The sequence below is a fragment of the Oscillibacter sp. PC13 genome, from assembly GCF_900115635.1.
In the GTDB taxonomy this organism is placed as follows: domain Bacteria; phylum Bacillota; class Clostridia; order Oscillospirales; family Oscillospiraceae; genus Oscillibacter.
Map to the genome: position 1 here is coordinate 1 of NZ_FOXE01000037.1, position 1,672 is coordinate 1,672.

Sequence of the window (1,672 nt, forward strand, 5' to 3'; positions counted from 1 at the left end):
CCAGGCCAATGCGATAGGCCTCTTGGGCGTCGATCTTATCGCAGGTAAAGATCAGCTCCTTTGCCCGGCCCTTGCCCACGAGACGGGCAAGCCGCTGTGTGCCGCCGAAACCAGGCAGAATGCCTAAGCCGCACTCAGGCTGGCCAAACACGGCATTCTCTGCCGCAACGCGGATGTCGCAGCTCATGGCCAACTCACAGCCACCGCCCAGCGCGTATCCGTTCACAGCGGCGATGGTCGCCTGCGGCATTGTTTCCAGACGGCGGAAAGCCTCCTTGGCCAACAGGGCCATGGCGCGCCCCTCCGCAGCGGTGGCATTTACCATCTCGGAGATATCCGCACCGGCCACAAAGGCTTTGGCACCGGCTCCCGTTATAATTACCACACGGATGTCCTTACTCTTCTCAATCTCTGCCAGGCATGCGTTCAGCTCCGCCAGCGTGGCGCTGTTCAGCGCATTCAGAGACTTGGGGTTGTTAATCGTGACAACTGCTACCTGCTCCTTGGTCTCCATCAACAGATGCTCGTACATCATAAAGTCCTCCTTAAATTATCATTCAGGTGTTCTGTGTTGTGTAATTGCGCGGAACTCACCAGAGCTGCTTATACAGTTCCTTCACGTCTTCCTCGGTCATGTCCCGCATAGTGTTCTGAGGACTGCCGCTGTCCATGGCGTCATGTGCCATCTTGTCGATGCAGGCGAAGAACTCATCTCTGTTTACACCGGCGGAAGCCAGAGTGGGTGCCTGCAGCTCAGCGGTCAGGGCGTCCAGAGCGTCCAAGAACTTCTCAGCCGCGGTTTTATCATCATCCTGCGCAGTTGCAACACCAATTTCGCGGCCCAGCTGACCAAAACGATCGTAAGCGCCGGACACGGCAAAGCGCAGGCAGACGTTCATCAAAATGGCATTGGACATGCCGTGAGCAATGTGGAACAGGGCGCCAATGGGACGGCTCATGCCGTGGATCAGGGTCACGGAAGCATTGTTGAAGGCAATACCGGCTTCCAGGGCGGCAATGGACATCTCAATGCGGGCATCTTCGTTCTTGCCGTCATCAAAAGCGACGGGCAGAGACTTGAAGATTCGCTTGACCGCGGAGACAGCAAACACGTCGGACATTGTCTGTGCTTTACGGGAAGTATAGGCTTCCACAGCGTGGCAAAGGGCATCCAGGCCGGTGTTGACCGTCACTCTGGGAGGTGCGGTCATGGTGAACTGGGGATCGACAATCGCCAGATCGGGGAGCATGACCTTGCCCTTCAGCAGCATCTTGATGTTGTTTTTGGTGTCGTTGATGATGGAGAACTGCGTTGCTTCAGAACCAGTACCGGCAGTGGTGGGGATGGCGACCATGGGAGGTACGGGAACCGTGATCTCCTTACCCATGTAAACCGTGATGTCATCGCCGCCGTCAGCCTCCAGAACACCGATGGACTTCATCGTGTCCAAGGGGCTGCCGCCACCTAAGGCAATCAAGAAATCGCAGCCCTCAGCTTTGTACTGGCCCAGTCCATCCCTTACCATCAGATCGGTTGGCTCGCCGCCGATACGGTCAAAAACAGTATAATGAATGCCCGCATCTGCCAAGACCTTTTCCACCTTGGCACAGTTGCCCAATTCCACCATCATGGAATCGGTGACAATCAGCGCCTTCTTACCCATTCTTTGCA

Annotated in this window: 2 protein-coding genes; both read right to left on the reverse strand. The window is 56.2% G+C overall.

Annotated elements, in window-relative coordinates; translation table 11 throughout:
- Window positions 1-535, reverse strand: a 535-nt coding sequence (locus BMZ81_RS13770; protein WP_242942659.1) for an enoyl-CoA hydratase-related protein, incomplete at its 3' end; no start/stop codon positions are given.
- A gap of 55 nt (window positions 536-590) precedes the next feature.
- Window positions 591-1,672 (reverse strand): iron-containing alcohol dehydrogenase (locus BMZ81_RS13775; protein WP_091133094.1); only part of this gene is annotated, 1,082 nt, incomplete at its 5' end.